The 22479-nt window shown below is 65.9% G+C and carries 17 protein-coding genes; 9 read left to right on the forward strand and 8 right to left on the reverse strand.

Annotated features, from left to right (window positions below):
• Positions 1 to 5: 5 nt before the first annotated feature.
• Both hutH and hutI read right to left on the reverse strand, forming a co-directional pair.
• Entirely contained in the window at positions 6 to 1565 is a 1560-nt protein-coding gene (gene hutH, locus GGD66_RS08900) for a histidine ammonia-lyase (RefSeq protein WP_183257433.1), read from the reverse strand.
• Positions 1562 to 2776, reverse strand: coding sequence for an imidazolonepropionase (gene hutI, locus GGD66_RS08905; RefSeq protein WP_183257434.1), 1215 nt, complete (start codon positions 2774 to 2776; stop codon positions 1562 to 1564). The genes hutH and hutI overlap by 4 nt, the downstream gene beginning before the upstream one ends.
• A gap of 84 nt (positions 2777 to 2860) precedes the next feature.
• Between hutI and GGD66_RS08910 the strand changes: the two genes are divergently transcribed.
• From GGD66_RS08910 to GGD66_RS08945, 8 genes are all read left to right on the forward strand, one after another.
• Positions 2861 to 4219, forward strand: a complete 1359-nt coding sequence (locus GGD66_RS08910) for a formimidoylglutamate deiminase (protein WP_183257435.1) — start codon at positions 2861 to 2863, stop codon at positions 4217 to 4219.
• Positions 4216 to 4944 carry a histidine utilization repressor gene (gene hutC, locus GGD66_RS08915; protein WP_183230526.1) on the forward strand — a complete coding sequence of 243 codons (729 nt, stop codon included), beginning with the start codon at positions 4216 to 4218 and terminating at the stop codon, positions 4942 to 4944. The genes GGD66_RS08910 and hutC overlap by 4 nt, the downstream gene beginning before the upstream one ends.
• Positions 4945 to 5049: 105 nt before the next feature.
• Positions 5050 to 5994, forward strand: a complete 945-nt coding sequence (locus GGD66_RS08920; protein WP_026202420.1) for an ABC transporter substrate-binding protein — start codon at positions 5050 to 5052, stop codon at positions 5992 to 5994.
• Between the two features lie 72 nt (positions 5995 to 6066).
• Positions 6067 to 6840, forward strand: a complete 774-nt coding sequence (locus GGD66_RS08925) for an ABC transporter permease (RefSeq protein ID WP_028142738.1) — start codon at positions 6067 to 6069, stop codon at positions 6838 to 6840.
• The gene (locus tag GGD66_RS08930; RefSeq protein WP_020508750.1) at positions 6837 to 7622 is read left to right on the forward strand and encodes an ABC transporter ATP-binding protein; all 786 of its coding nucleotides are present in this window, start codon (positions 6837 to 6839) and stop codon (positions 7620 to 7622) included. The genes GGD66_RS08925 and GGD66_RS08930 overlap by 4 nt, the downstream gene beginning before the upstream one ends.
• Complete coding sequence (locus GGD66_RS08935) at positions 7615 to 8847, forward strand: Zn-dependent hydrolase (protein WP_183257436.1); 1233 nt, start codon at positions 7615 to 7617, stop codon at positions 8845 to 8847. The genes GGD66_RS08930 and GGD66_RS08935 overlap by 8 nt, the downstream gene beginning before the upstream one ends.
• A 1113-nt stretch (positions 8848 to 9960) precedes the next feature.
• Positions 9961 to 11115, forward strand: a complete 1155-nt coding sequence (locus GGD66_RS08940) for an MFS transporter (protein ID WP_183257437.1) — start codon at positions 9961 to 9963, stop codon at positions 11113 to 11115.
• Between the two features lie 158 nt (positions 11116 to 11273).
• Positions 11274 to 14120, forward strand: a complete 2847-nt coding sequence (locus GGD66_RS08945) for a winged helix-turn-helix domain-containing protein (RefSeq protein ID WP_183257438.1) — start codon at positions 11274 to 11276, stop codon at positions 14118 to 14120.
• A 19-nt stretch (positions 14121 to 14139) separates the two neighbouring features.
• Here GGD66_RS08945 and msrA read toward each other — a convergent pair whose 3' ends face one another.
• From msrA to GGD66_RS08975, 6 genes are all read right to left on the reverse strand, one after another.
• Entirely contained in the window at positions 14140 to 14655 is a 516-nt protein-coding gene (msrA, locus tag GGD66_RS08950; RefSeq protein ID WP_179735870.1) for a peptide-methionine (S)-S-oxide reductase MsrA, read from the reverse strand.
• 138 nt (positions 14656 to 14793) lie between these two features.
• Positions 14794 to 15216 carry an OsmC family protein gene (locus GGD66_RS08955; RefSeq protein WP_092253109.1) on the reverse strand — a complete coding sequence of 141 codons (423 nt, stop codon included), beginning with the start codon at positions 15214 to 15216 and terminating at the stop codon, positions 14794 to 14796.
• A gap of 110 nt (positions 15217 to 15326) precedes the next feature.
• Positions 15327 to 16175: an enoyl-CoA hydratase/isomerase family protein gene (locus GGD66_RS08960; RefSeq protein WP_183257439.1), complete on the reverse strand. Its 849-nt coding sequence runs from the start codon at positions 16173 to 16175 to the stop codon at positions 15327 to 15329.
• A gap of 31 nt (positions 16176 to 16206) precedes the next feature.
• Positions 16207 to 17514 carry an epoxide hydrolase family protein gene (locus GGD66_RS08965; RefSeq protein WP_183257440.1) on the reverse strand — a complete coding sequence of 436 codons (1308 nt, stop codon included), beginning with the start codon at positions 17512 to 17514 and terminating at the stop codon, positions 16207 to 16209.
• Between the two features lie 245 nt (positions 17515 to 17759).
• Positions 17760 to 18449, reverse strand: coding sequence for a VOC family protein (locus GGD66_RS08970; protein ID WP_183257441.1), 690 nt, complete (start codon positions 18447 to 18449; stop codon positions 17760 to 17762).
• Between the two features lie 129 nt (positions 18450 to 18578).
• Positions 18579 to 19250 carry a sensor histidine kinase gene (locus GGD66_RS08975; RefSeq protein ID WP_183257442.1) on the reverse strand — a complete coding sequence of 224 codons (672 nt, stop codon included), beginning with the start codon at positions 19248 to 19250 and terminating at the stop codon, positions 18579 to 18581.
• 330 nt (positions 19251 to 19580) lie between these two features.
• Between GGD66_RS08975 and GGD66_RS08980 the strand changes: the two genes are divergently transcribed.
• Positions 19581 to 22454, forward strand: a complete 2874-nt coding sequence (locus GGD66_RS08980) for a winged helix-turn-helix domain-containing protein (RefSeq protein WP_183257443.1) — start codon at positions 19581 to 19583, stop codon at positions 22452 to 22454.
• Positions 22455 to 22479: the final 25 nt, after the last annotated feature.

The raw sequence follows: 22479 nt of genomic DNA on the forward strand, positions 1-22479 counted from the left end.
ACCTCTTAATCAAGTCTCGGAAACGGATCGGATGGAAGCGCAGTGATCGCAATGGCCGGCAACGCATCCGCATCGATCAGTGCAGCGGCCTTGGCCAGATCGCCGGCCATGTAGCGGTCCGCACTGAGCGCCGGCACCTGCTCGCGCAACGCGGCGATGACCGCAACGAGCGGAGCACTGGTCGCATGCGGCGCGCGCAGCGTGATACCCTGGGCAGCGACCAGGAGCTCGATACCGAGGATGGCGGCGAGATTGTCCGCCATGTCGGACAGGCGCCGCGCGGCATGCGCCGCCATCGAGACGTGATCTTCCTGGTTGGCGCTGGTCGGCGTCGAATCGATCGAGCAGGCCGCCGCGCGCTGCTTGTTCTCGGCATAGAGCGCGGCGGCCGTCACCTCGGCGATCATGAAGCCGGAATTGATGCCGGGATCGGGGGTCAGGAACGGCGGCAGGCCGAAATTCAGCGCGGGATCGACCAGCGTCGCGATGCGCCGCTCGCTGATCGCGCCGATCTCCGACAGGGCCAGCGCGAGCGCGTCGGCGGCAAATGCCACCGGCTCGGCGTGGAAATTGCCGCCGGAGACGATCTCGCCGGTCTCGACCAGCACCAGTGGATTGTCGGTGACCGCGTTGGCTTCGACGATCAATGTGCGCGCGGCCTGCGTGATCAGGTCGAGCGCCGCGCCGGCGACCTGCGGCTGGCAGCGCAAGCAATATGGGTCCTGCACGCGCTCGTCGCCTTCGAGATGGGACAGGCGGATGTCGCTGCCATCCAGCAGCGCGACAAGCGTCGCGGCTGCGGCGATCTGCCCGGCGTGACCGCGCAGTGCCTGGATTTCGGGACGGAACGGCGCCGTCGAGGCCATCGCGGCATCGACCGACAGCGCACCGGTCACGAGCGCCGCACGAGCCAGGCGAAACGCGCGCAGCACGCCGGCAATGGCGTAAGCGGTCGAGAACTGCGTGCCATTGATCAGCGCGAGTCCCTCCTTGGGGCCGAGCGTCAGCGGCGCGAGGCCGGCCGCGGCGAGCGCTTCACCGCCGGACACCGTTTTCCCGTCGACGATCGCCTGCCCCTCACCGATCATCACCGCCGTCATATGCGCGAGCGGCGCAAGATCGCCGGAGGCGCCGACCGAGCCCTGCTGCGGCACCAGCGGAGTGACACTCCGTGCCAGCATGGCCTGCAACTGCTCGATCACCGCGCGGCGCACGCCGGAAGCGCCGCGCCCGAGCGAGACGATCTTCAGCGCCATCATCAGCCGAACGATCGGCTCGGGCGTGGCTGGGCCGACGCCGCAGCAATGCGACACGATCAGATTGCGCTGGAGCAGCGCGGTCTGATCGGGCGGAATGCGCTTCGATGCCAGCTTTCCGAAGCCGGTGTTGATGCCATAGACGGGCGCGTCGGCGTGCGCGGCCTTCGCGACGATTTCCGCAGCCGCTTCCACGCGTGGCCAGAACGACGGATGAAGGACGACGGAGGCACCTTCAAGCACGCGCGCGAGATCGTCGAGGCTGACCGCTCCCGGCTTGACGACGATCGCTGTGCCCTGCTCCGTCACTGTCCCCTCCACACCCGGCGATGCAGCGGATTGAAGCCGATGCGATAAACAAGCTCGGCGGGCCGATCGATGTCCCAGATCGCGAGGTCGCACCATTTCCCGGCTTCCAGCGTGCCGGTCTCGCTGAGCACCCCCAGCGCCCGCGCGCCCTCGCGGGTGATTCCGGCGAGGCATTCGGCGACGGTCATCCGGAACAGGGTCGCGCCCATGTTCATCGTGAGCAGAAGCGAGGTCAGCGGTGAGCTGCCGGGATTGCAATCGGTCGCGAGCGCCACGGAAACGCCGTGGGTGCGGAACGCCTCAACCGGCGGCTTCTGCGTCTCGCGGATGAAGTAGAATGCGCCAGGCAGCAGCACGGCCACCGTACCGGCCTTCGCCATCGCGGCGACGCCGGCTTCGTCGGTATGCTCGAGATGATCCGCCGACAGCGCCGAGAATCTTGCAGCGAGCGCCGCACCGCCGAGGTTCGACAACTGATCGGCATGGAGCTTGACCGGCAGCCCGAGCCCCCTCGCCGTCTCGAACACCTGCGCGGTCTGCTCCGCCGAGAACGCGATGCCCTCCATGAAGGCATCGACGGCGTCGGCAAGACCGGCCTTCGCAACGGCCGGCAGGATCTCCTTGCAGACGAGATCGATATAGCGATTTTTGTCACCGTCAGCTTCCACAGGCAGCGCGTGCGCCCCGAGGAACGAGGTGCGGATCGCAACCGGCCGCTGGCGGCTGATGCTGCGCGCGGCCGCGAGCTGTCGCATCTCCGTTTCGGTGTCGAGGCCATAGCCGGACTTGATCTCGACCGTGGTTGCGCCCTCACCGATCAGCGCGTCGAGCCGCGGCAGCGCGCTTGCGACGAGATCGGCCTCGCTCGCCTTGCGGGTCGCCGCCACCGTGGAGACGATGCCGCCGCCGGCGCGCGCGATCTCCTCGTAGCTCGCGCCCTTCAGGCGGAGCTCGAACTCGTGCGCGCGGTTGCCGCCATAGACGAGATGGGTGTGGCAGTCGACGAGGCCGGGCGTGATCCAGCGACCTTCGCAGTCGATCCGTTCGGCCGCGTCGGCATCCGCCGGAAAATCGGACTGCGCACCGGCATAGACGATACGGCCGCCGCGCGCGGCGATCAGGCCAGGCTCGATCTCGCCGAGATCGGGCCGGTCGGCCCGCATCGTGGCAAGCCGGGCATTGTGCCAGATCCGGTCGAAGCGCTCTGCCATGCAACGGTCCCTTCGCGTGGGATGCTTGACTTATATGTCTAGACATATAATCGTGGGACCGTTCTGTCCAGCCGGCGTGTAATCATGACCCGACTGCATTTCGCCTCCGCGCTCCTGCCCTCGGGCTGGGCCAATGACGTGCAGGTGGTGATCACCGCCGGCGCGATCGCGGCGGTGTCCGCGGGTGTGCAGCCGGCCGTCGGCGACGAGCGCCACGCCATCGCGCTTCCGGGACTTGCGAGCCTGCACAGCCACGCCTTCCAGCGCGGCATGGCGGGCCTTGCTGAGCTGCGCGGCAATTCCACCGACACGTTCTGGACCTGGCGCGAGACGATGTATCGCTTCGCCCTGGCAATGACGCCGGACGACGTCGCCGCCGTCGCAACACTTCTCTATGTCGAGATGCTCGAGCAGGGATTTACCCGCGTCGGCGAATTCCATTATCTGCATCATGATCGCGACGGTTCGCCCTATGCCGATCCCGCCGAGATGGCCGCGCGCATCGCGCAGGCTGCCGAAGCCTCCGGCATTGCCCTGACCCTGCTGCCGAGTTTCTATGCGCATGGTTCCTTCGGCGGCGCAGCGCCTCATGACGGCCAACGCCGCTTCATCTGCTCGGTCGATCAGTTCGCGGCATTGATGGCGGCGTCGCGTAAGGCGATCAGCACATTGCACGGCGCCAACATCGGCATCGCGCCGCACAGCCTGCGCGCGGTAACGCCTGACGAGCTTGCAGCGATCATTCCGCTCGCCGAGGGCGGCCCGGTGCATATCCACGCCGCCGAGCAGGTGAAGGAAGTCGACGATTGCCTGGCCTGGTCCCGCCGGCGCCCGGTGCAATGGTTGCTGGAGCACGCGCCCGTCGACCGGCGCTGGTGCCTCATTCACGCGACGCACATGACGGATGACGAAGTCAGCGCGTTCGCAACGTCTGGCGCGGTCGCTGGCCTCTGCCCCATCACCGAAGCGAGCCTCGGCGACGGCATCTTTCCCGCCCGTGAATTTGTCGCTGCCGGTGGCGCCTTTGGCGTCGGCACGGATTCCAACGTGCTGGTCGGCGTCGCCGACGAATTGCGCCAGCTCGAATACGGGCAGCGCCTCAAGCACCGCGAGCGCAACGTGCTCTCCGCCGGCGCAGGCCGCTCGACCGGACGGGCGCTGTTCGATCATGCGCTCGCAGGCGGCGCACAGGCGCTGGCGCAACCGACCGTCGGCCTCGCGCCCGGCGCGCGCGCCGATATCGTCACGCTCGACGGCGCACATCCCTCGCTGGCAGGGCGTCACGGCGATGCCACGATCGACGGCTGGATCTTTGCCGCGGGCAGCGGCGCGATCGACTGCGTCTGGGCTGGCGGTCACAAGGTGGTCGAAGGCGGACGTCATGCGTTGCGACAAGCTGCACGCGAGCGCTTCAACGCGGCGGTTCGGAGGCTTGTCGCATGAGCCTTGCCACCGACGCGGCCGACAAGCCGACGCTGTACAAGCGGATTCGCGCCGACATCGAGAAGCGCATCCTGACCGGCGAATGGCCGCCGGGGCATCGCATCCCGTTCGAGCATGAACTGGTGGCGCGCTACGGCTGCTCGCGCATGACGGTGAACAAGGCACTGTCGGAGCTGGCGCAGGCCGATTTGATCGAGCGGCGGCGGCGCGCCGGCTCCTTCGTCCGGCGGCCGCAGCACATGTCGGCGGTGCTCAAGATCGCCGACATCCGCGCCGAGATCACCGCACTGGGGCGCGCTTACGGCTATGAGCTGATCCATCGCAGGCTGCGCTCTGCGACCGCTGCAGACCGCGATCGTCTCGGCGTGAGGAAGGTCGGCAAGGTGGTCGCGATCAACTGCCGCCACAGCGCCGACAAGGTGCCGTTTGCCATCGAGGACCGGCTGATCGACCTTGCATCCGTGCCTGACGCTGCGACCGCCGATTTCTCGCGCGAGCCGCCGGGCTCCTGGCTGCTGCACCATGTCCCATGGACCGAGGCCGAGCACACGATCAGCGCCATCGTTGCAGACGATCGCACGGCGGACGCGCTCGCGATCGCCGTCGGCGCGCCCTGTCTCGTGATCGACCGCTACACCTGGCGCAGCGCACGCACCATCACCGCCGTGCGCCTGCTCTATCCCGGTGACTCTCACCGCCTTGTCGCGCGATTCAAGGGAGGCTGAGAGGACATGTCGGCACAAATCGTGCAACGCTTCGGGCAACGGTCCATCCGGACCGACAATGATCAACAGGACGTCTATCCATCGATCGGCAAGAGGACGACAATCATGCGTAGTTCGACGATATTTGCGACAATCATTGCTCTTTCGGCCGCCACTCCCGTGCTCGCCGACGACGTCAAGGTCGGCGTGGGCATCTCCGGCTGGACTGGCTTCGCGCCGCTGACTTTGGCGAAGGAGGCTGGCATCTTCAAGAAGAACGGCCTCGACGTCACCATCAAGAAAATTCCGCAGAAGGACCGGCACCTTGCGATCGCGTCCGGCGACATCCAGTGCGCGGCGACCACGGTCGAGACCTGGATCTCCTGGAACGCCAACGGCGTTGCGACCAAGCAGATCTTCCAACTCGACAAGAGCTTCGGCGCCGACGGCATGGCCGTGCGCAACGATGTCGCCGCGATCAAGGACCTGAAGGGCAAGACCGTCGCCGCGTCCGCGCCCGGCACCTCGCCTTATTTCGCGCTGGCCTGGATGCTCAAGAAAAACGGCCTCACGGTGAAGGACGTCACCGTCGTCAACCTCGAGCCGGCCGCGGCCGCGCAGGCCTTCGTCTCCGGCCAGAACGATGCGGCGATGACCTATGAGCCGTATCTGTCGACGGTGCGCGCTGCGCCCGACAAGGGCAAGATCATCGCGACCACGCTGGACTATCCGATGGTCATGGACACCTTCGGCTGCACGCCGAAATTCCTGACCGACAATCCCAAGGCCGCCAAGGCGCTCGCCGACAGCTATTTCGAGGCGCTCGACATGATCGCCAAGGACCAGGCCAAGGCCTACGAGATCATGGGCGCGGACGTGAAGCAGAGCGGCGAGCAGTTCGGCAACTCGGCGAAGTATCTGCGCTGGCAGGACAAGGCCGCGAACCAGAAGTTCTTCGCCGGCGACTTCCTGACCTTCAACAAGGAGGCCGCCGAGCTGCTGCTCGAGATCGGCATCATCAAGGCTGCGCCGAAGGTCGAGGATCTCTTCGACGCCAGCTTCATCAAGTAAGTCACTCACGCGCTGCTGGCCCCGTCTCGCGGCGGGGCCGGCAAGTCTGTTCACCGCCCGGATATATCGTCGATGCGTCCCCTGGACCCTGTTACGTCGAAGCAGCGCGTGGCCTACGGCCTTGCGTTCTTCGTGGTGTTCGTTGCCCTCTGGTCGTGGGCGACCTTTGGCGGCTATGTGTCGAAGACCTTTCTCGCGAACCCTCTTACCATGGTGCAGGAAGGTTATGACCTGCTGGCCAAGCAGGGTTTTGTGTTCGACATCGGCATGACGATCTGGCGCGTCGTCGGCGGCTTTGCGCTCGCAGCGATCATCGCAGTGCCGCTCGGCGTTCTCATGGGCGCCTACAAGCCGGTCGAGGCGTTCCTCGAGCCGTTCGTCTCCTTCGCGCGCTATCTGCCCGCCTCCGCCTTCATTCCGCTGTTGATTCTGTGGGCCGGCATCGGCGAGCTGCAGAAGCTCCTCGTCATCTTCATCGGCTCGGTATTCCAGGTCATCCTGATGGTCGCCGTGACCGTCGGCGCCACGCGGCGCGATCTGGTCGAGGCGGCCTATACGTTGGGGGCCCGCGACCGCGGCATCATCCGCCGCGTGCTGCTGCCCTCCTCCGCACCCGAGATCGCGGAAATCCTGCGGCTGGTGCTGGGCTGGGCCTGGACCTATGTCATCGTCGCCGAGCTGATCGGCTCGTCCTCGGGCATCGGTCACATGATCACCGACAGCCAGGCGCTGCTCAACACCGGACAGATCATCTTCGGCATCATCGTAATCGGGCTGATCGGCCTCCTCTCCGACTTCATGTTCAAGGCATTCAACGCCTGGCTGTTTCCGTGGAGGCTCGCATGACGATCCTCAAGGTCGAACAGGTCTCGCGCACCTTCCCCGCACGCCACGGCAACGCGCCGACCAAGGCGCTGGAGCCGACCGATCTCGTCATCGGCAACAACGACTTCGTCACCATCCTCGGCCCCTCGGGCTGCGGCAAGTCCACCCTGCTGCGCATCGTTGCGGGCCTCGACCGTCCGACCAGCGGGCGCGTCACGCTCGACGGGCGCGAGGTGGCTGGTCCCGGCGCCGATCGCGGCATGGTGTTCCAGTCCTACACGCTGTTTCCCTGGCTCACCGTGCGCGAGAACATCGCCTTCGGCCTGCGCGAGCGCGGCGTGTCCGAGGCGGAGCGGCACAAGATCGCCGACGCCTTCATCCGCCAGGTCGGGTTGTCCGGCTTCGAGAATCATTGGCCGAAGCAGCTCTCGGGCGGCATGCAGCAGCGGACGGCGATCGCGCGCGCGCTTGCCAACGACCCGAAGATCCTGCTGCTCGATGAGCCCTTCGGCGCGCTGGATAACCAAACCCGCGCCCTGATGCAGGAGATGCTGCTCGGGATCTGGGAGCGCGACCAGAAGACCGTGCTGTTCGTGACCCACGACATTGAGGAAGCGATCTTCCTCGGCAGCCGCGTCATCGTCATGAGCGCGCGTCCCGGCCGTATCAAGGCCGAGATCACAGTGGACCTGCCGCATCCGCGCTCCTACAAGATCAAGACCACGCCGGAATTCGTCCAGCTCAAGGAACGGCTGGTCGAGGAGATCCGCACCGAGGCGCTGAAGGTTACTGAGCATGCCTGACAATCGTCCTTCCGCCGACGGCGCACGCGTCCTCGCCGACCTCAATGCGCTTCGTGCCATCGGCGCCTACAAGACCGGCGTGCACAAGCCGACCTTCTCCGAGCCGCACAAGCTCTCGCTGGACTGGCTGGTGCGCAAGCTGCCCGATGCAGGTCTCTCTGCTTCGATCGACGGCATCGGCAACGTGTTTGGGACCAGCGCCAAGTCCGGGCCGAAACTGCTGGCCGGCTCGCATCTGGAGAGCCAGAACTACGCCGGCTGGCTCGATGGCCCGCTCGGCGTCGTCTATGCGCTCGAGGCGGCGCGCGTGCTCAATGCCGACCCCTCCGTGAAAGGCGCGGTCGAAGTGGCCGCCTGGTGCGATGAGGAAGGTCATTTCGGCAGCTTCCTCGGCTCGCGCTCTTATGTCGGTCAGGTGACTGAAGCCGAGATCGACGCCGCGCGCGACCGCACTGGCGGCCGCACCATGCGCGATGCGCTCGCCGAGATGGGGCTCGCAGGACGCCCGCGCATCGGCGTCGAGCCGGGCCGGCACGTCGGATATCTCGAGGCGCATATCGAACAGGGCGACACGCTCGAAAGCGGCAAGCTTGCGATTGGCGTCGTCACCTCCATCGTCGGCATCTGGCAGTACCGTATCAATTTCGCCGGTGAGCAGAATCACGCCGGCACCACGCGCATGGCCGTGCGCAAGGATGCGGGGCTGGCGCTGGCCAAATTCTGCGTCGCGATCGACCAGCGTTTTCCTGATTCCTGCGGCCCGCGAACGGTCTGGACCACCGGCCGCATCACGCTCGATCCTGGCGCGCCGAGCATCATTCCGGGTGGAGCGGAGATGCTGTTCCAGATCCGCGACGACGATCCGGCCGTCATTGCCCGGCTGGAGCAGCTGCTGCGGACCATGGCTGACGAAGCCAGCACGAAGGGCCCCTGCACCGTCACCGTCGAGAAAATCCGCACCGGCGCGCCCGCCATGATGAATTCGGGCTTTCAGGACGCAATCGAAGCCGCGAGCAAGGCGCAGGCCGGTGGACGATCCATTCGCATGCCCAGTGGCGCCGGCCACGACGCGCAGATGCTGGCAACCGTCATGCCCGCCGCCATGCTGTTCGTGCCGTCGATCGGCGGCGTCAGCCATCACTGGACCGAGAACACCGCCGATGCCGATATCGTCACCGGCGCGCAGGTGTACGTGGACGCCTGTCGGCGGATCCTTGCGGGTTAGAACGAGCCAGGGAAGCGCTGCGTCGGGGTACGAGAGCGGAGGTATGACGCACAGTCTCTCCACCGTCACTGCGAGGCTCCAATGCACATCCCAACGTGCAGTGCCGTAGGGTGGGCAAAGGCGCATAGCGCCGTGCCCACGATCTCTTTCCATATTCAACAAGGCGTGGGCACGCTGCGCTTTGCCCACCCTACGAGATCTGGTTTGTGGCACGCAGCTCAAGTTGCAGACGCGGCATCGCGGCCTCGCGGCGCATTTCGCCCGAGCTTTGCTTGATCACTCCACCCTCTCATCCAAGAGGGCGCAGGGAAGGCCGGGTGCTGGCTCGCACCCGCGGTCCGCTGCGCGAAAAGCACACGCAGGAAGAACCGCACAGCAGCATACAGGTGGTGCCGATCACTCGGCCTTCCCTGCGCGATGGCTGGACGGCTTATGCCGTGATCTCCCGGGAGCCGACCATTCCTTCTGGCCTCCCTCGCCCCGCGAATTTGGATGATGCAGTCTGCCCGGTTGGGCTCGCTCGCACCTTCGCAAGGACTTGACCGTGGCAACGACGGCCAGGACCACACGGTTTTGCCGTACGCACGGCCCGCCATTTCGCCGCAGTTTTTCCAGCCCTGTCGACGAAGCCGGAAACTTACAGACGAGACGAAGCCTAGCAGCGCCGTCGTCCGCACAAAGCCTCGGGCTCACAGGGACTACCCGCCCTGCCCGCGCCTCTCGTGCCGACGCTGCCGCGTCCACCGCAAGCCCGGCTCGCGACAGTGACGACACATAGTCGCCCCTCTTGGGTGAGCCGGGATGGGCGACACATACGCCGAAACCGAATTTCGGTAAAGTGGAATATTTTAGCGAAGCGGATTGACAGAGGGCGACACAGGTACCGTCCCGTAGCCCGGATGGAGCGCCAGCGTAATCCGGGACGGTGCGAAATGCGGGCGAGCGGCCCCGGATTGCGCTTCGCTCCATCCGGGCTACACGCAGACAGTCTGCACCGGTTCCAACGATCGAACGCAACGATCGAAGCGCGGCACCTCATGCACGCCACAGACATAAAGTCGCGACAATCGTCGGGCTTGTCGATCGCCCTGCCCCTGCTTTCCCGGAGTTTCCATGTCTTCCGCCGACCGGCCTTCGACCCGCCTTGCGACCCGGCTTGCCTTCCTTGTCGCGGGTTTCGGCATCTCGTGCTGGGCGCCGCTGGTGCCGTTCGCGAAGACGCGGCTCGGCGTCGATGATGGCGTCCTCGGACTGCTGCTGCTCAGCCTCGGCATCGGCTCGGTCATCGCGATGCTGGTGACTGGGATCGTGAGCGCGCGCTACGGCAGCAGGCCGATCATCATCGCGGGCGGGTTCGGTCTGGCGCTGGTTCTGCCCCTGCTCGCGATTGCGGCTACGCCCGCAACGCTGGCGCTGGCGCTTTTCGCATTCGGCGCCGCGCTCGGCTCGATCGACGTCGCCATGAACATCCACGCCGTGGAGGTGGAGCGCGCCGCGCACCGCCCGCTGATGTCCGGCTTCCACGCCCTGTTCAGCATCGGGGGCTTTGCCGGATCCGCGCTGATGACGGCGTTGCTATCGCTGCAATTCGGAACGCTCGCCTGCACGCTGATCTGCTCCGTCCTGATGCTGATCGCGATGGTCGCGACCTCGCCGCGCCTGCTTCGCTCCGTGCAGGTGCAGGAGGGCCTGCTGTTCGTGCTGCCGCACGGATCGGTGCTGCTGCTCGCGCTGCTCGGCGCCATCACCTTCCTGGTCGAAGGTGCGATGCTGGATTGGGGCGCGCTGCTCGTCATCGGCGCAGGTCTGGTCACCGAGGCGCAAGGCGGCGCCGGCTACATCGTGTTCTCGATCGCGATGACTGCGGGCCGGCTCGGCGGCGACGCCGTCGTTGCGCGCATCGGCGATCGCGCGACATTGCTCTGGGGCAGCCTCATCGCGATCGCCGGTTTCGTGGTGCTGTTGACGGCGCCCATTGCGGCGGTCGCCATCGGCGGATTCCTGCTGATCGGGCTCGGCGCGTCGAATCTGGTGCCGGTGTTGTTCCGCCGGGCGGCGCGGCAAACGGTGATGCCCACCGGGCTTGCAGTCGCGGCGATCACGACCGCGGGCTACGCAGGGATTCTCATCGGGCCCGCCGGCGTCGGCTTCGTCGCACGTTTTGCCGGGTTGCCCTTGGCGTTTTGGCTGCTGGCTGCGCTGATGGGTCTGGTCACGCTATCGGCGCACATCGTCACGAAGGACCCGGGTAAGACCACGGCGACCTAACCCCTTCCATTTCCGGCATGATTCAGGCGGGGCCGAAGCCGACCCACGCCATCTGCGCAGGTCTGCCAGCCATGCTGCTTTCGGCCAGTTTACTGGACGCCTCGTTCTGCTAGACCACAACAATACCTTTTGACTCCCGTTGCGGGGGGCAATGGCACGTGCCAGCTCACAATAACAACCAAGACTCGGCCATTTCATTCGGGCCATTTCGGCTGTTTCCCAAGTCCCGGCTCCTGGAGAAGGAAGGGGAGCCGCTTCATGTCGGCGGCCGCGCGCTCGATATTCTCATCCTGCTTGCCGAGCGCCCCGGAGAAGTCATCGACAAGAGAGAGCTGGTCAAGCGCATCTGGGCCGACGTGAATGTCGACGAGGGCAGCCTGCGCTTCCATGTCGCAGCGTTGCGCAAGGTGCTCGGCGATACCGGTAAATCGGCCCGTTATGTCCTCAATGTGCCCGGCCGCGGCTATTGCTTTGTCGCCCCGTTCGCCCAAATCGCCTCGCAGGTCGCGCCAGCCGCCGCCGAGATCATTCCTCCTCGCTCGCTGCCCACTCAGCTTGCGAAGATGGTCGGACGCGAGGAGGTCATCGAGAAGATTTCAAACGGCCTGACGCTCTATCGCTTCATGACCCTGGTCGGCCCGGGCGGCATCGGCAAAACGGCGGTCGCCGTCACGGTCGGGCATCGGCGCTCGGCGGATTTCGACGGCCGCGTCTTCTTCGTCGATTTCGGTCCGCTGCGGGATGCGAGCCATGTCCCGACCACCATCGCCTCCGTCCTCGGACTGACCGTCAGCGCGGAGGATCCGACGCCGGCCGTGCTGACATTTTTGAAGACCGGGCCTGCCCTGCTGATCTTCGACAGCTGCGAGCATGTGCTTGATGCGCTGGCGCCTCTCGTCGAGCGCATCGTTCGCGAAGCGCCTCAGCTTCGTGTTCTCGCCACCAGCCGCGAGTCGTTCCGGAGCGAAGGCGAGCGGATATTCCGGCTGTTTCCGCTGGATTGTCCGCCCGAGCGCGAGGGCCTCGACGTCGCAGAAGTTCTTGCCTATCCCGCCGCCCAGCTCTTCGTCGAGCGCATCGCGCAGAGCTCCGGGCCGTTCCAGCTCAGCGCGGAAGAGGCGCCGCTTGTCGCCAGCATCTGCCGGCGGCTCGACGGCATTGCGCTGGCGATCGAACTCGCGGCGGGCCGTGTCAATGCGTATGGCATCGCCGGCACCGCCTCCCTGCTCGACAGCCGCTTCTCGCTGCAATGGCGCGGACGGCGCACCGCCGTCCCGCGGCACCAGACGCTCGCCGCCGCCCTCGACTGGAGCTACGACCTCCTGTCTCCGGCGGAAAGCGCCACCTTGCGACGATTGTCGGTGTTCGCAGGGCCGTTCGCGCCGGAGGCGGCAGCCGCGGTCGCGTCGGGCGACGGCCTCAGCACCTCGGAGACGCTGGAGGCGATCGACAGCCTGGTCACCAAATCGCTGATCTCGCCATCCGGCTCGCGGGCGCTGCGCTATCGCCTGCTCGACACCACGCGCACTTACGCACTCGGGAAACTGAACGAGCTCGGTGAAACCAGGCAGTTCGCGCGGCGTCATGCGGAGCATTTTCGCGATTTCTTCGAGCGCGCGGGGGCCGACACGTCGACGCCGCTGCCCGAATGGCTCAGCACCTATGGCGGCGAGCTCGACAATGTGCGCGCGGCGCTGGATTGGGCCTTCGCGCCCGACGGCGACACCAGGCTCGGCATTGCGCTGACGGCCGCCGCCGTCACCCTTTGGGTGCGTCTGTCGCTGTTCGCCGAATGCCGCGAGCGCAGCAGAACGGCACTGGCGGCGCTCGGAGACGACGGCGACAACGACCGCATCCGCATGCAGCTTCTGTCGGCACTCGGCTGGTCGCTGATGTATGGCGAGGGCCGCGCGCGCGAGGCGCGCCCGCTCCTCGAGACGACGCTCGAGTTGGCTGAGAGCCTCGACGACAAGGATTTTCGGCTGCGCGCGCTCTGGGGCCTGTGCATCGACCAGTTCAACAACGGGCAGTTCGGCAAGGCCCGCGCGCTCGCCGAGCGCTTTGCGAAGGTGGCAGCGAATTCGCCCGACAGCACCGATCTCATGCTGGGCGACCGCCTGATGGCCGTCGCGCTGCACTATCTCGGGGACCAGAACGACGCGCGGCAGCGCATCGACCGGGTGAACGCCTCGCTGCATGTGCTGGTGGCGAAGCCGAAAATCTTCCCGCTCGATCTCAGGATATCGACGCAATATTTCCGGGCCCGCATCCTCTGGCTTCAGGGCCTCGCCGATCAGGCCCAGGCGCTCGCCGCTGAGAACATCGAGGAAGGCCGCGCCAACGGCCATGCGCTGACCTTCTGCAGCGTGCTGGGACAGGCCGCCTGCCCCATCGCGTTCTGGTCCGGCGATTTCGATGCCGCCGAGCGCCACGGCACCGAGCTGCTCGAACACACCGAGCGCCACGGAATCCGGCTGTGGGGCCTATGGGCACGCGCCTTCAACGCCGCGGTCGTGGCCAGGCGCGGCGACATCGCCACCGGCCTGCCGCTCCTGCGCGAAGAGCTCAACCGCGCCGGCGATGCGCGCTTCCTGCCGCGCTTTCTGCCGCTGCTCGGCGAGTTCGCCGCGTGCTTCCTCGAAGCCGACCAGGTCGACCGCGGCCTCGACACGATCGAGGAGGTCCTGACCCGCTGCAACGACCGGCAGGAGCGCTGGTATCTGCCGGAGCTGCTCCGCATCAAGGGGGAATTGATGCTCAGAAGCGCGCGGCATTCAGCAGACGCCGAGGCGCACTTTCGCGAGGCCATCGACATCGCCGTCGAGCAGGGCGCGCGCTTCTGGGAGCTCCGCTGCGCGACCAGCCTCGCGCGGGCCATGATCGGAGCCGGCCGGAGCGCGGAAGCGCGGGTGGTTCTCGACAATGTCTGCGGGACGTTTGCCGAAGGCTCCGGCATCGCCGACATGCGCATCGCCCGCGACCTGATCGCGCGATCGCGGGCCTGACGGCGCCTGGCGTCTTGATCTAGCCTCCCACCGCAGCAGCGCGGCGCGGCAGCTTCCAGCCGGGCCGGATGAAGTGGCAGGTGTAGCCGTCAGGATAGCGTTCGAGATAGTCCTGATGTTCGGGCTCGGCCTCCCAGAATTCGCCTGCGGGCGCGACCTCGGTCACCACCTTGCCGGGCCACAGGCCGGACGCCTCGACGTCGGCGATGGTGTCTTCGGCGATCTTCTTCTGCTCGTCGCTCGCATAGAAGATTGCGGAGCGATAGCTGGTGCCCCGATCATTGCCCTGGCGATCGAGCGTGGTAGGATCGTGGATCTGGAAGAAGAACTCCAGCATGGTCCGGTAGCTGGTCCTGGCGGGATCGAACATGATCTCGATCGCCTCGGCGTGGCCTTCGTGGTTGCGGTAGGTCGCGTTCTTCACCTTACCGCCGGTGTAGCCGACGCGTGTGGAGATCACGCCTGGTTGCTTGCGGATCAGATCCTGCATGCCCCAGAAGCAGCCTCCGGCCAAAACTGCGCGTTCCGTCGTCATTTGTCCGCTCCCAATTGACCGCTCTGTCGGTCCTGCATCTGCCACATCCTATGCCTTCCGCAGCCCTGCCGAAAGCCGGGCATACCCTGTATGACCATCCGGGTCCTCGACCCGGATGGCACGAACTGACCCTCGCCGCTAGCCCAGCTTGGCGTCGAGCGTGATCGCGGCGTTGAGCACCTTCGACACCGGGCAGTTCTTCTCGGCCTCGCCAGCGAACTTGGCAAAACCTGCCTCGTCGAGGTTCGGCACCTTGGCACGCAAGGTCAGCGCGGACTTGCTGATCTTGAAGCCTTTGCCTTCGGGCTCCAGGGTCACCGCGGCTTCGGTCGAGAGCTCGTCCGGCGTGAAACCTGCCATCTGAAGACCGAAGGCCAGCGCCATCGTAAAACAGCCGGCATGGGCCGCAGCGATCAATTCCTCGGGATTGGTGCCCTTCTCGTTCTCGAAGCGGGTCTTGAACGAATAGGGCGTCTCGGCCAGCACGCCGGACTCGCTCGTCAGATGGCCGGTGCCGTCGCGGCCGGTGCCCTTCCATACTGCTTTCGCTTTGCGGATCATCTCAATTCTCCTCGTTTGTTTTTGCGCACCGGCGCTCTGTACCGGTGGAAGGCGGCATCGGCGTGACCGCCTGCCGCCGCTCCAACCGGCCGCGTGTCGCAACGGTTCCGCTAGCTGCCGATCTGTCCGACGTGGAAGCCGAGCCGGTTCTCGACGTCCCCGGCGCGGTGGAAGCCCCGCGCCATCAGCGCCTTGATCCTGGTCTGGCTCGCGGGGCGGCTGAGCGAGGCCAGGAACGCGTCCCACTCCGGCTTGATTTCGGCGTCCGGCGGCAGGCTTGCGACATCGACAAGACGCTTGGTCTCGGCGATCGCCTCCTTGTCGAACGAGGCGATGCGCATCGCGAGTGCCTCGACGAAACCGTCGAGCTCGGCATCCGGCAACGACCGGTTGACGTAACCGTAGCGTTCGGCGAGATCGCCATGGATGTCGTCGGCGCCGAGCAGCACTTCGAGCGCACGGCCGCGGCCCATCAGGCGCGGCAGCCGCGCCATCGGCCCGCCGCCGGGCACGAGGCCCGCGCCGACCTCCCATTGCGACAGGATCGCCTTCTCGCGGCTGGCAAAGCGCATGTCGCTCGCAAGCGCGAGCTCGCTGCCGACACCCGTCGCGCGGCCCCGGATGGCGGCGATGGAGACGACCGGCGCGCGGCTGAGGCGCACCAGCATGTCGGGCAGCGCCTCGAGGCCGGTCGGCCCGCGCGGAATGCGAAGCGAATCCTCCAACGGCGCGAGGAAATCGTAATGGGTGATGAAGAAGTCTTCGACGGCACTGTCGAACACCACGACCTTCACGTCCGGATCGGTCTCGATCCTGGTGACGATGTCGCCCAGCAGCGGCAGCTGCTTCGGACCGAAAATATTCACCGGCGGCATGTCGAAGGTGACACGCCAGTAGGACGGCAGGCGGCGCTCGAGGTGGATGTCTTGGGTCGTGAAGGTGCGTTCGGGACGGTTCATTGCTTGCACTCCTGATGTATGGGTTCGCATCTCAGATCGATTGCCGCAGCGGACGGAACGCGGTCCGCACTTCCTCAGAGAACAGCGCCGGCTGCTCCCAGGCCGCGAAGTGTCCGCCCTTGTCGAGGCGGTTGTAGTGGATCAGCTTGGGGTACGCCTTCTCGGCCCAGCTCCGCGGCGCGGCGTAGATCTCGTCCGGAAAGACGCTGACGGCGACGGGAATCTTGACCTGCTTGGGCGCGAAGAACACCAGCTTGTTCTCCCAGTACAGCCGCGCCGAGGAGACCGCGGTGTTGGTGAGCCAATAGAGCGTGATGTTGTCGACCACATCATCGCGCGACAGCCCTTCCGTCCTGCCATCGAACACGCGTGCGATCATCGCGGCGCTGCGCGCATCATGATCGAGCATCCAGGACGCGAGGCCCGCGGGCGAATCCACGAGGCCATTGAGCGTCTGCGGCCGGTTCGACATCTCGATCGCGTAGCCGAGGCCATGCTTGTAGAAATCATCGAGCTGGTCGTAGGCAAGGCGCTCCTCAGTCGAGAGGTTCGCCGGGCGCGTTCCGCCGGGTTGAAGCGCCCTGGCGATGTCGTCGGGGACGGTCGCGGGCATGTTGGTGTGAATGCCGAGCAATTCCGGCGGCGCGATCAGCGCCATCTGCTCCGTCACGGCATTGCCCCAATCGCCGCCTTGGGCGACATAGCGGCTGTAGCCGAGCCGCTTCATCAGCACGATCCAGGCCCGCGCGATGCGCTGCGGATCCCAGCCGAGCACCGTCGGCTTGCCCGAGAAGCCGTGGCCGGGGAGCGAGGGAATCACAAGGTCGAACGCGTCCGCGGCCTTGGCGCCGTGCGCGGTCGGATCGGTGAGCGGACCGACGATCTTCATCTGCTCGATGATCGAGCCGGGCCAGCCATGCGTGACGATCATCGGCAGCGCATTCTCGTGCCGCGAGCTGACGTGGATGAAGTGAATGTCGACGCCGTCGATTTCGGTGACGAATTGCGGCAAGGCGTTCAACCGCGCTTCTACCTTGCGCCAGTCGTAGTCGCTCTGCCAGTAGCGCACGAGCTGTTGCACCGTCGTCAGCTGCACGCCCTGCGACTGATCGGTGACGATCTCGCGATCCGGCCAGCGCGTGGCAGCCAGGCGCCGACGCAGGTCGAGCAGATCCTGCTCGGGCACGCTGATCTGGAAGGGCCGGATGGCGCCGCCTGCGGCAGCCTTGGCAGGATGCAGCGGCAACAGGCTCGACACGCTGGCGGCAACCGCGGTCATCGCAGCCTGGCTCAGCAATTGACGGCGGTCGGGGCTCTCGGTTCGGGCTTGCGCGGTCATGTTGGATCTCCCTTGCTTTGGTCGGTGACGCTGACCGAGTTCGAAATCGACGCATCGGTTGGCGTGCAGGGAGATTGGCGCAGGCCCCGGCAATTTTCTCGTTATGCATTGTTAGCCTGCGTTAGCCGTTGCGAGACCGCGCACTGCAAGAGAGCGATGACATCCGCGCAATACGACACGGCGCGCGACGACCAGGTCATCGCGCGCCGTGTCGGCCAGGATCGGAAGATGCCTTTCGCTGCAGCTCAAGTCGGCAGCGGCTGGCCGGCCTGCTCGCGGACGATGTATTCGGCGTACCAGTCCGGCCAGTTCTCGTCGTGTCCGCCAGTCCGCGCCTCATGTTCGCCATGCGCCAGCGCCGCGCGACGCAGCGCTGCGGCCAGATCGGTCGCTGAGGCGAATGCCGTGCCGTGGCCTGCAATACGTCCGGGCAATCGTGTCGTGACTTCCTGGAACAGCCAGCCATTGCCGTCGGGATCGCTGAACGCGGCGAATGAAGCATAGCTTCCGCGCTTCGGGTCAGCACCACTGACTCGGACGCTGCCGAACAGATATGGCTCGTCAGGCCCGGCATGAACGTCGCCGGCACCGTGGAAAGGCTCGCTGACCTCGACGCCGCGGGCGAGCAGATCCTGACGTGCCGCCTCGAGATCGGAGACGACCAGATACAGGCCTCGCGCCGAGCCGGGCGCTGCCGCCGTGACGTTCGTGCCGAAGATCACCGAACAGGCCGAGCCCGGCGGCGTGAACTGGATCACGCGCCAGTCGTCGCCTGAGGTGAAATCGGCATCCAGTCGCCAGCCGAGGCGCGTGTAGAACGCCTTGGCGCGGTCGACATCGGAGACCGGGATCACGAGGACCTCGAGCTTCAAATCAACTTCATGAGATTTCGAGGGCTTGGTTTCAGCTTGGCGATTCAGCTCGATCACAGCCATGTCCAACTCCTTGTTTCAAGCCGCGGGTCCGGGATCGACACCCGCTCCGAACGTCAGGACTGTCGCGCAAACGAGAGATTTTTACCCGTTATGGGGTGTTAGAGTCCGCTAGCCGTTGTGAGGGAGGGCTCACGCCGCAGCGATCGGCATCACGATGGTGACCCGGGTGCCGCCCTCGCCCGCCTCGCCCTGCAGCCGCGCCTGGATGCTGCGTGCGAGCCCTTCGAGAATCCGGCTGCCGGTGCCCTGGAGCGGACCGGTCGCACCGGTGCCGTTGTCGGCCACCGTGCAGAGCCAGGCGCCGTCGCGCCGGGCCATGCCGATGCGGATCAGCGCCCCCTTCTTGTTCGGGAAAGCATGCTTTGCCGCATTCGTGACCAGCTCCGTCAACATCAGCGCGAGCCGATGACACTGCGCAGCCGGCAGCGAGCCGCTTTCGATCGCGGCCTCGCAGCGGATGCCTGCCGGTTCCAGCACAGCCTCGGAGATCGCCTTGCACAAGCTTTCGAAGAAGGCCGCTGCGGAGACGACCGGCAGATCGTCATGATCGGACAGAAGTTGATAGAGCCTGCCGAAGGCGACGATGCGCCGCTCAAACCGGTCCACCGCCAGCGACACATCGCCCCTGCCCGCGCGCGTGAAATCGCGACGGACTGACGCACCCAGCAGCGTCAGCGTGTTCTTCATGCGATGGTGGGATTCCCGCAGCACGAGCTCCCAATCACGCGACTGATCATCGAGGCCAGGTACAAATTGAGAGCGAACGACATGGTCGTTCGGCCGAGCGCCGATCGCGGACATCATAGCCTCCCGTTGAAAATTGCATCTAACGCGAATGCCATACTGGATGCTGTTCGCGTGCTTTGCTCGTTAGACGTTGCAAGATTCTGTTATGATCACCGTCGCGACGACCGAGATCCAGATCCGCCATCGCGGTCCAGCGCATTGCCGGATTGTCCCGATCGCTCGCTGGACCACTCGCGTTTAAGTTTGATTTGCGACGCTCCTCGCGTGATCGGCCGATCGCGATGATCGCCACGCGATTTCGCCACTTTCGGCCAGTTTACTGGACGTCTCGTTCTGTTAGACCAAAACTGCAGACTTCAGCCTTTTCACTGGAATTGTTGGCCCGTGCCGGACACTAACGAGCAAGATTCGGTCATTGCCTTCGGGCCATTTCGCTTGTTCACGAAGTCGCGGCTGCTTGAGAAGGACGGCGTCCCGCTTCACCTCGGCGGCCGCGCGCTCGACATCCTCATTTTTCTCGCCGAGCGTGCCGGCGAGGTCGTGGACAAGCGGGAGCTGATCAAGCGCATCTGGGCCGATGTGAACGTCGACGAAGGCAGCCTGCGTTTCCACATCACGACGTTGCGCAAGGCTTTGAACGATAAGGCTTTGAACGATAGGGCCTTAAGCGATGCCGGCGAAGGCTCCCGCTACGTGATCAACGTCCCCGGACGCGGCTATTGCTTCGCGGCCCCGCTGCTCCGGGCTGCGCCTTCGGAGAGCCGGACCAGCCTGCCCGACGCTTCGCCCCGCTCGCTGCCCGCGCCGCTCGCCAAGATGATCGGGCGGAACGATGCGGTCGAGAAGATCTCGGCCGAGCTTGCCCAGCATCGCTTCGTCACAATCGTCGGCCCGGGCGGGATCGGCAAGACGTCGGTCGCGCTTGCCGTCGCGCATCGCGAGCTCGCCGGCTTCGATGACCAGGTATGTTTCGTCGATTTCGGCGCGCTGACGGATGTCCGGCTCGTTCCCGGCACGATTGCGGCCGCGCTGGGCCTGACCGTCAATGCCGACGATCCCGTGCCGAGCCTGCTGACGGTCCTGCGCAGCCGGCGCATGCTGCTGGTGTTCGACAGTTGCGAGCATATCCTCGACGAGCTCGCCCCTCTGGCCGAACGCATGGTCCGCGAGGCGCCGAAGCTGCATATTCTGGCCACCAGCCGCGAATCCTTTCGCACCGAAGGTGAGCGCGTCCACCGGCTGTTTCCGCTGGATTGCCCGCCGCAGCGCGAAGGCCTCGGCATTGCCGACATCCTTGCCTATCCCGCAAGCCAGCTCTTCGTGGAACGCATTGCCGAGAGCCTGAGCGAATTCGAGCTCACCGAGGAGGATGCGCCGCTCGTCGCCGAGATCTGCCGACGGCTGGACGGCATCGCCCTGGCGATCGAGCTCGCGGCCGGACGTGTCAACGCTTATGGCATTGCCGGGACCGCATCACTGCTGGACAGCCGCTTCTCGCTGCTGTGGCGGGGACGGCGCACCGCGATTCCGCGGCACCAGACCCTGAGCGCGGCGCTCGCCTGGAGCTACGATTTGCTGCCGCCGACCGAGAGCGCGACCCTGCGCGGATTGTCGGTGTTCGTCGGGCCGTTCACGCTGGAAGCCGCGCTTGCGATCGCATCCTGCCAGGGCATCAGCGAGGGCGAAGGTGTGGAAGCCATTTCGAACCTGCTCTCCAAATCCCTGATCGCGACCTCGCCGGCTGAGCGGCGGCTGCGCTATCGCCTGCTCGACACCACCCGCGCCTTCATGGCGGACAAGCTCGTCGAGAACGGCGAAGCGGACCGCGTCGCGCGCGCCCACGCCGAATATTTCCGCGATTTCCTGCGCGACATTGCGCTGAAATCCACGGGCATGCAGAGCGCGGGCGGCTTCCTTCCCTATGCCGACCATTTGCCCAATGTCAGGGCCGCGCTGACCTTCAGCTTTTCGGACGGCGGCGACCGGACGATCGGCGTGGATCTGGCGGCCTCGGCGGCGCAGTTCTTCCTCGAGCTGACATTGCTGACGGAATGCTACCGATGGACCCAGCAGGCGCTGGCGTCCCTCGACACGAGCGCCGTGGACAGCCGACAGGAGATGACCCTGCAGGCCGCGCTCGGCGTCTCCGTGATGTTCACGCAAGGTAATACGGAAGCGGTCCGGTCGGCCTTCACGCGCAGTCTCGAGCTTGCCCGGCAGCTCGATGACCTGCACTGGCAGCTCTGGCTGCTGCGCGGATTGCACATCTACCTGACCAGGGTCGGCGATTTTCACGGCGCGCTCGACACCAGCGAACAGGCCGAGGGCGTTGCGCGCAAACTGAATGATTCCGCCGCCACGCTGAACGTGGATTGGATGCGCGGCGTCGCGCACCATTTGATCGGCAACCAGGACAAGGCGGTTCGGTTCTGCGAAAGCGCGATGGTGCACAATCCCGGCTCGCAACGGCTGAATATCGGGCATCTCGGCTATGACGACCGCATCGTCGCGCTGGTTGCGCTGGCGCGCGGGCTCTGGCTCACGGGCCGGCCCGAGCGAGCGATCGAGGTGGCCAGATACACGGTGCGCGAGGCCGAGCTGCTCGAGCAGCCGCTTACCCTCGGCATCTCCCTGATCTGGACGATCTACGTGTTCCTCTGGGTCGGCGACTGGGCCAGTGCCGAAATCCTGATCGAGCGGCTGATCGACCATTCCGCGCGGCACTTCCTCGGCCCCTATCACGCGGTCGGCATCGGCCAGAAGGGCGAGTTGCTGCTGCGCCGCGGCGACGTCGCGGCCGGGATCGAGCACCTTCGCCGCAGTCAGGCCACGTTGTACGCGACACGGCACCGCATCATGACGACGGTGTTTGCGACAGCGCTCGCGGAGGGTCTCGCCTCCCAGAACCAGCCCGACGAGGCCTTGCAGACGATCAACGAGGCGATCGCCCAGATTCCCGATCACGGCGAATCCTTCGACATGCCGGAGATGCTCAGGATCAAGGGTGACATCCTCGCCGGGTCTGGCAACGCTGTAGAGGCGGAGGGCACCTTGCGCAAATCGCTCGATCTGTCCCGGCGTCAATCCGCGGTCGGCTGGGAGCTTCGCGGGGCGATCAGCCTCGGCCGCATCTGGGAGCGGGCCGGCAAGGCCGCTGACGCTAGCGCTTTGCTCAGCCCCCTCGTTGCGCGCTACCAGGAAGGTCTCCAGACCCGCGATCTGATCGCTGCCAGGGAGCTGCTGGGCACCCTGAATTGAGAGTATCTTCAACGAGATACTGCCA

Source organism: Bradyrhizobium sp. CIR48, from assembly GCF_014198315.1.
Lineage (GTDB): Bacteria > Pseudomonadota > Alphaproteobacteria > Rhizobiales > Xanthobacteraceae > Bradyrhizobium.